General features: G+C 50.2%; 7 protein-coding genes and 1 tRNA gene. 4 read left to right on the top strand and 4 right to left on the bottom strand.

What is annotated here, in order from left to right; genetic code table 11:
- Window positions 1-535: 535 nt before the first annotated feature.
- Window positions 536-609: transfer RNA gene (locus tag BOO20_RS09645), tRNA-Val, on the bottom strand.
- Between the two features lie 166 nt (window positions 610-775).
- On the opposite strand from BOO20_RS09645, the gene BOO20_RS09640 reads away from it, so the two are divergent.
- From BOO20_RS09640 to BOO20_RS09630, 3 genes are all read left to right on the top strand, one after another.
- A complete protein-coding gene (locus BOO20_RS09640; RefSeq protein ID WP_006366522.1) occupies window positions 776-1012 on the top strand; it encodes a hypothetical protein in 237 nt (78 codons plus the stop codon).
- A gap of 383 nt (window positions 1013-1395) precedes the next feature.
- Window positions 1396-2250 (top strand): bifunctional methionine sulfoxide reductase B/A protein, encoded by an 855-nt coding sequence (locus tag BOO20_RS09635; RefSeq protein WP_083694632.1) that lies wholly within the window; start codon window positions 1396-1398, stop codon window positions 2248-2250.
- Window positions 2251-2608: 358 nt separating this feature from the next.
- Window positions 2609-2947 carry a Rap1a/Tai family immunity protein gene (locus BOO20_RS09630; protein WP_006366520.1) on the top strand — a complete coding sequence of 113 codons (339 nt, stop codon included), beginning with the start codon at window positions 2609-2611 and terminating at the stop codon, window positions 2945-2947.
- A 61-nt stretch (window positions 2948-3008) separates the two neighbouring features.
- On the opposite strand, the gene BOO20_RS09625 is transcribed toward BOO20_RS09630, so the two are convergent.
- The 3 genes from BOO20_RS09625 to chlG are packed head-to-tail and all read right to left on the bottom strand — an operon-like array spanning window position 3009 to window position 5178.
- Window positions 3009-3548: a TIGR00730 family Rossman fold protein gene (locus tag BOO20_RS09625; protein WP_076792357.1), complete on the bottom strand. Its 540-nt coding sequence runs from the start codon at window positions 3546-3548 to the stop codon at window positions 3009-3011.
- A gap of 5 nt (window positions 3549-3553) precedes the next feature.
- A complete protein-coding gene (locus BOO20_RS09620; RefSeq protein WP_076792356.1) occupies window positions 3554-4183 on the bottom strand; it encodes a glycosyltransferase family A protein in 630 nt (209 codons plus the stop codon).
- Window positions 4180-5178 carry a chlorophyll synthase ChlG gene (gene chlG, locus BOO20_RS09615; RefSeq protein WP_076792354.1) on the bottom strand — a complete coding sequence of 333 codons (999 nt, stop codon included), beginning with the start codon at window positions 5176-5178 and terminating at the stop codon, window positions 4180-4182. Before chlG ends, BOO20_RS09620 begins: the two co-directional genes overlap by 4 nt.
- 394 nt (window positions 5179-5572) lie before the next feature.
- On the opposite strand from chlG, the gene BOO20_RS09610 reads away from it, so the two are divergent.
- Window positions 5573-6271 (top strand): transposase (locus BOO20_RS09610; RefSeq protein WP_198935428.1); only part of this gene is annotated, 699 nt, incomplete at its 3' end.

Raw genomic sequence — 6271 nt, 5'->3', positions numbered from 1 at the left:
GCAATTGCGGTATTTTATGCCACCTTTTTTTATTGCCTTCGTGAATAATTCAGGGTAAATTGTATGGTTTTCTGAGACATGAAGTGAGACTATGAGACGGAAGATGGTATCCCGGGCCGATATTTTTGTAAACTTTTTTACTGCTCGCTGTGGTTATGGATAGTGTGATCTATTTTGAACACTTTAAACAGATATATATCATGGCAGAGCAGTCACAATCACCGGATATCGTTAAAAATGTGGTAGGCGTTCTTTTGTTTGTACCCTCAATCGGCATACCCGTTTTTTTTGCGAGTGTCGGTATCAGGATCGCAGGTTTTCTTATTAACACAGTCGGGTCTGTAGCGGGTTCAGTAGCAAGTCAGGTTTCAAACGCTCTCGGATCCGTATTTTGTTCAGGACAAACCTGTAAATAAGCTCCCTGCAGAGCAGGAAGATCACTTGTCGTGAAATGGTGAAAAGGGTGGATGGCGCCCCCTTTTTACCGTTTACTTTTTCGTGCTTATATTCAAAGGAAGAGCATGGATGGAGGGGGTGGACAATAAAGGACTCGAACCTTTGACCTCTCGCGTGTGAGGCGAACGCTCTAACCAACTGAGCTAATTGTCCGGTGCATACAGTAAGAGTATAGGATATGAGGGCCGTTTTTGCAACGTAACGGTTAATTTTTCGCCTCCATGAGGCGAGGTTACGTCATTAAGCTATATTGCATACAGAAAACTATTTCTGCTGAAGCTGACTGTGCCCGGCAGTAACCCGTTCAACTATCACTATCATGGGCTTTAATATTGAGGAGATTCAGGATGCTCTTTTGCAGAGCAAGACACTCAAAGTGGCGGTTCCAACAGTTCTTCTGGCTCCGATTGCGATGCCTTTTGTTCATGCACTTGCAGGCCTGGCTGTTGCAGGCCTTACGGTAGCTGCCGCCGGATCGCTTATCGGAAAAGCTTCAGGAGCACTTTCTGATATGATCCCTCTCGCCGAAAAACAGGATGATGCTGAGGATTATTGAATCCTGAATCCGATCCTCTCTTTCTGAATAGTAACCGCCCCCTTGCCCAAAGGGGTAAGCCCTCTTTTCCCTGACTCAGGCCATATGCCGGTATCAGGCAGGGACTTTTTAACCTTGGTAAACAGACAAGCGTGCACGATGAATTGATCGCGTGCTCAAGGAAACCTTCAGCAGCACCTGCGGGTTCTATTGATGTTGTCTTGATTTTACGGTTAAAAAATAGGCGGTGAACCATGTTTTTCAGCGACCATAAACCTTTGTATCACGGTATGCAGGCAGTTTTTTTGCTTTGCATACAACTCCTGCTCCTCTGCGGGTGTGGAGGTGACAGGCTGTCGCAGGCAATTGAGAAGCCGCGTTTTACTATTCAAAAGGAGAGTGGTATGAGTTTTAACAAGTTGACTCCGGAAGAGGAGCGGGTAATTGTGCATAAAGGAACAGAGGCCCCTTTCAGCGGGAAATATTACCAGAACAGGGAGAAGGGGAGCTATCTCTGCCGGCGGTGTGACGCTCCGCTGTTTTATTCGAACCACAAGTTTGATTCAGGGTGCGGCTGGCCGAGTTTTGATGATGCCATTGCAGGGGCAGTAAAAGAGGTTCCGGATGCTGACGGCCGGCGAACCGAGATAGTTTGCGCCAAATGCGGGGCCCATCTCGGTCATGTTTTTCTGCATGAGGGGCTTACTCCGAAAAATGTGCGACACTGTGTCAACTCGGTCTCCCTGCAATTTCAGCCGGAAGCTGCGCTTCAATCAAAAACAGAGAAGGCAATTTTTGCCGGAGGGTGTTTCTGGGGCGTCGAGTATCACTTCGGCAAGGTCAAGGGGGTACTTTCAGCCAAATCGGGTTACATTGGCGGTTTGACCGATCACCCGACCTACAAGGAGGTGTGCAGCGGAAAAACAGGGCATGCCGAGGCGGTTGAGATTGAGTTTGATCCTGCCCTGGTCAGTTATGAGACCCTGGCAAAACTCTTTTTCGAGATTCACGATCCCGGTCAGGTGAACCGGCAGGGGCCGGATATCGGCTCGCAGTACCGCTCTGCGGTTTTTTATGCTGATGAGGAGCAGAAGCGTGTTGCAGAGAAGCTGATTGCCGAGTTGAAGACCAAAGGGTACCGTGTTGTGACCAGTGTTGAAAAGGCCGGAACCTTCTGGGAAGCCGAAGGGTACCATCAGGACTATTATGAAAAAAATGGACATCAGCCCTACTGTCATGTCTATCAGAAGCGCTTTTAGTGCTCCGCTATAAATCTGTTACGCGGTTTGATTGCTTCGTTGGGCGGTGCTCGAAATCCTCATGTACTCTGTGTACATTCCGGTTTCTGCGCTCCGTCCGCCTCGCCTTCAAACCGCTCACGACGATTTATAGGGGAGCGTGCTCGGTTTTTTGGAGGAAATGGACAGTGAGGAGGAGTGGTTTCAACCCGCCTGCGATGATTTATAGCGGAGCCTGTTCGGTATGTCCGGGTGCTTGAGAGATTTACGGGGAATTTTTGTAATTTTGCGCAGGCTTTTCTAACAAGGGGTTTGCTATGAAGAATTTTCTGATGGTTACAGCCGGAAGAGTTCATACCCGCCAGATGGAAGATGTGCATTGATTACCGGAAATGATCTTGTTGGTGTGTGGCGGGAGTACAAGAAATTCGATACCGGTCAACCGGCAAAGGATATCAATGCCGGTGATTTCCGGGGTTATGTTGCGGGGGTCTGTGATGTCTGTAATCGATGGCTTTTTACGACTCCGGACGGTGCAACCCAGGGTCAGGTCTGTGCAACAGTGGGGAAGTGGCTTGAAGAGCATCCTCATCGCTGGACGGAACCGGCCATGTCGCTGGTGATCGAGGCCCTTCAGGATGCTTTTCCGTTTCGACGTGAAAAAAAGAGGCGCAAGCGGTTCCTGCTGTTCTGGGTTACCCGCCCGGACGCGCCTTGACTGTTTCCCCTTATATTGTAATACTGGCGGTGTGGTGCCTGCTGACAGGCAGGAGTTGATTTCAGCGCAGCAGCAGCCTGACGGCATCCTCAACGGTGTCGCATACCGTGTAGTAGGCTTCATACTCTGCTTTGATCATCTGCTCCTCTGCTATCCGGTTGAAAAAGAGGAGCAGCGGATCCCAGAATCCATTGATATTGAGAAGGATGACTTGTTTGTTGTGGTGGCCGAGATGTTTCCAGGTGATCACCTCCATCAGTTCATCAATGGTGCCGAAACCGCCCGGCAGTACAAGGTAGGCATCCCCCCATTCAGCAAGTTTCATCTTCCGTTCGTGCATGGTTTCAACGACATACAGTTCACTCAGGCCGTAGTGGGCAACCTCTCGCTCTTCCAGAAACCGGGGTATGATCCCCTTGACGTTTCCACCGTGCTGCAGAACGGCGTCAGCAACAGCGCCCATCAATCCGACCCGTCCGCCTCCGAAGACCAGACCGATTCCGTTTTGTGCCAGTTGTCGGCCAAGAGCTTCAGCGGCAGTGAAATACTCTCGCGGTGCCTGATGGCTTGAACTGCAGTAGACGGTTACGGATGAGATCATGGGGGCTAATAGTTAAGGGTGGTGCTGTCATCCGCACGCCGGTAGACATAGGTTTTCGGATCCTCTATTTTTTTGACCGAATGGCTCGCTGAAGCTCTCTCCCAGAGATCGGTATCTTCGGCGTAATCAAGCGGCCTGAAGCCTCTCAGCGCTGAAAAGAGCTCTTTTTTGCCGAAAAAAGTGCCGCCAAGTGTACACTCCCTTATGTTGATCAGTTTATCGGGATTTTTGCAGTCCCGGACCATGATGGTGTCGTCACAGAGATAGCCACCGGTGATCAGGTCAATTTCCGGCAGACGGGAGATGATCTCCATTCTTGATTCAAGATGGGCAGGGAGGTAGTGATCGTCACTGTCAAGAAAGGTGATATAGCGGCCGAATGATGCCTGGATTCCGGCATTGCGTGAGAGTGCGGCTTTGCGGTTACTGTGTTTCAGATAGCGGATATTGGCATAGTTCCGGATAAACGGGTCGAGCGTTTCACAGGTGTTGTCTGAACTGCCGTCATCAACAATGATGAGCTCCCACTCTTTGTATGACTGTGCAAGGACACTCTCTACGGCAGTTTCGAGGTGACGGGCCCGGTTAAAGGTTGCCATGATGACCGAAATTTCAGGTGTGAAGCTGAATCTCATGGTTTTGCAGCTTTTATGGCAAAGGCACAGACAAGCATGCCGGCAACAAGGAAGTTCTGCGCTATGGCGTTATAGCGCACATCCATGGTGGCGGGTGAGCGGACAAGGCTGAACTGCAAAAAAAACTGGGGAATAACGAGGAGGGCAACGATGAGTGCATAGCCGTTCTGACCGACAAGCAGCATATAGAGAGCGGCAAGAAGCTGCCCGAGATTGATCAGGATTGCGGCAATGAGAGCCGCCCGGGTTTCGCCGAATACAACCGGAAGGGTTCTGATGCCGACCTGCCGGTCACCTTCAATGGACTTGAAGTCGTTGATGGTCATGGTGCCGGTGCTTGAGAGCGTAAAGAGCGCAGCCACGATAAGGGAAGGCTGAAGCGATGTGAGGGTCAGGTTCGGGTTATAGGCGATCTCTCCGGCTATCCAGGGAATGATCAGGTAGGATATTGCGACAATGGAGTTTCCAGCCCAGAGTCGTTTTTTCAGCTTGATGGGATTGGCGCTGTAGAGGTGGGCATTGATGATGCCGATCACAACATAAAAACCGATCAGGGGATGGATCAGATATCCCGTGATGACGGAAAGTACTGACCATACCGCTATCAGGATGGTGGCGTTTTTGAGCGAGATGGCCCCACCGGGAATGGGGCGGTTGGGCTCGTTGATCTCGTCAAGATCGCGGTCAAAATAGTCGTTGAGCATCTGGCAGGTTCCGCTTGCGAGGGGTCCGGTAAGCAGCATGCCGAGCAGAAATTTTATTCCCGTAATATCATGCCATCCAAAAAAGCCGCTTGAAACAGCTCCGCACAGAAAGCTCCACATAACCGGAATCCAGGTGACCGGCTTGAGGAATCGTATGAAAAGAGCAAGTTTTGAAAGGGGTTCAGTCGAGCGAATGACGGGTGCTACCGACTTGCGGTTGTGGAGTGAGTTGAACAACCCTTTGTCGGGGCTTCTCTCCTCTCTGTTCTGTTTTGACCGAAACTCGCTCACCCTCTTCGCATTATGGTTAGTTGAAATCCATTCTTCGCAAAAATAACAGGTAAAACTTAAGAAGCGAAGCAGATAAGATAAATAATCAAACGAAGCGGCTGTTTCAGTCACCCTGAAAGCTGCATTGAAATCACTTCGGTTTATGAAGCAGAACCCTGTTCTTCTCTTCAGTCGTCAGGCAGAAAGATGCCACAGGCACTACAGGATTTTCCGGCAGTTGTGGTGCAAGGAGGGCGTTGGGGTACGTTTTCCTGTTTCTGTATGCATATATATACCTAACTTGATCGATTTGGAATAAAAAAAGCTCTCTTCTGAAGAGTTAAAGTGTTATCTTGTAATGGGTAACGTAGCAATTACCATTACAGAAAACACAACCCAACAGGTGGAGAGCTTCATGGCAAAAGATAACAGGATTCAGCGGAATAAGAAACAGGAAATTAGCGCAATTCTGCCGACTCATGACCAGTTGACTGGTAGAGCTGGATTGAGTGTCTTTGCCATCTATCTCCGCAACATTGCCCTGTTTCCGATTATCGAGCGCTTGTTCGGCAAGATACGCAAAAACGGCAAGGGCCTTCCCGTCACGGAGTTGTTTCTGCAGATCGTAAGCTTCTTCATGGACGGCACCAGCCGTCATCTGACCCGCTTCGACCAGCTTGCTGCCGATCAAGCCCATGCCGACCTGATTGGCGCCAGCCGACTGGCTTCGTCGCATGTCGTCAAGCGCTTCATCGGCGCCTTTTCTTTCTGCAGGATCTTCCTGTTCAGAACGTTGCTGCAGGCTCTCTTCATCTGGCGCCTGAAGCACAGCAAGCCGGAGGTCATCATGCTGGGTCTGGACACGACGGTTTTGGACAACGACGACGCTGAAAAGCGCCACGGAGTGCAACCGACGTACAAAAAGGTGAAAGGCTTCCAGCCATTGCAGTTGACCTGGGGTAGATATGTGGTGGACGCGGTATTCCGTGGCGGCAAGAAGCATTCGAACCATGGTGAAACGGTCGATCAGATGCTGCTGCATATGGTCGAAAAGATCCGGTGTGAGTACCGTGAGGATGTACCGATTATTGTGCGCATGGATGCAGGCTTTTTT

It is taken from the genome of Chlorobium sp. KB01 (assembly GCF_001975465.1).
Lineage (GTDB): Bacteria > Bacteroidota > Chlorobiia > Chlorobiales > Chlorobiaceae > Chlorobium.
Note: the sequence above shows the minus strand (reverse complement) of the source record. Positions and strands in the feature narration are given on the sequence as shown.

Coding starts and splice junctions, on each gene's coding strand:
- BOO20_RS09640 (WP_006366522.1), top strand. CDS start 776: ATGGGCTTTAATATTGAGGAGATTCAGGATGCTCTTTTGCAGAGCAAG.
- BOO20_RS09635 (WP_083694632.1), top strand. CDS start 1,396: ATGAGTTTTAACAAGTTGACTCCGGAAGAGGAGCGGGTAATTGTGCAT.
- BOO20_RS09620 (WP_076792356.1), bottom strand. CDS start 4,183: ATGAGATTCAGCTTCACACCTGAAATTTCGGTCATCATGGCAACCTTT.
- BOO20_RS09625 (WP_076792357.1), bottom strand. CDS start 3,548: ATGATCTCATCCGTAACCGTCTACTGCAGTTCAAGCCATCAGGCACCG.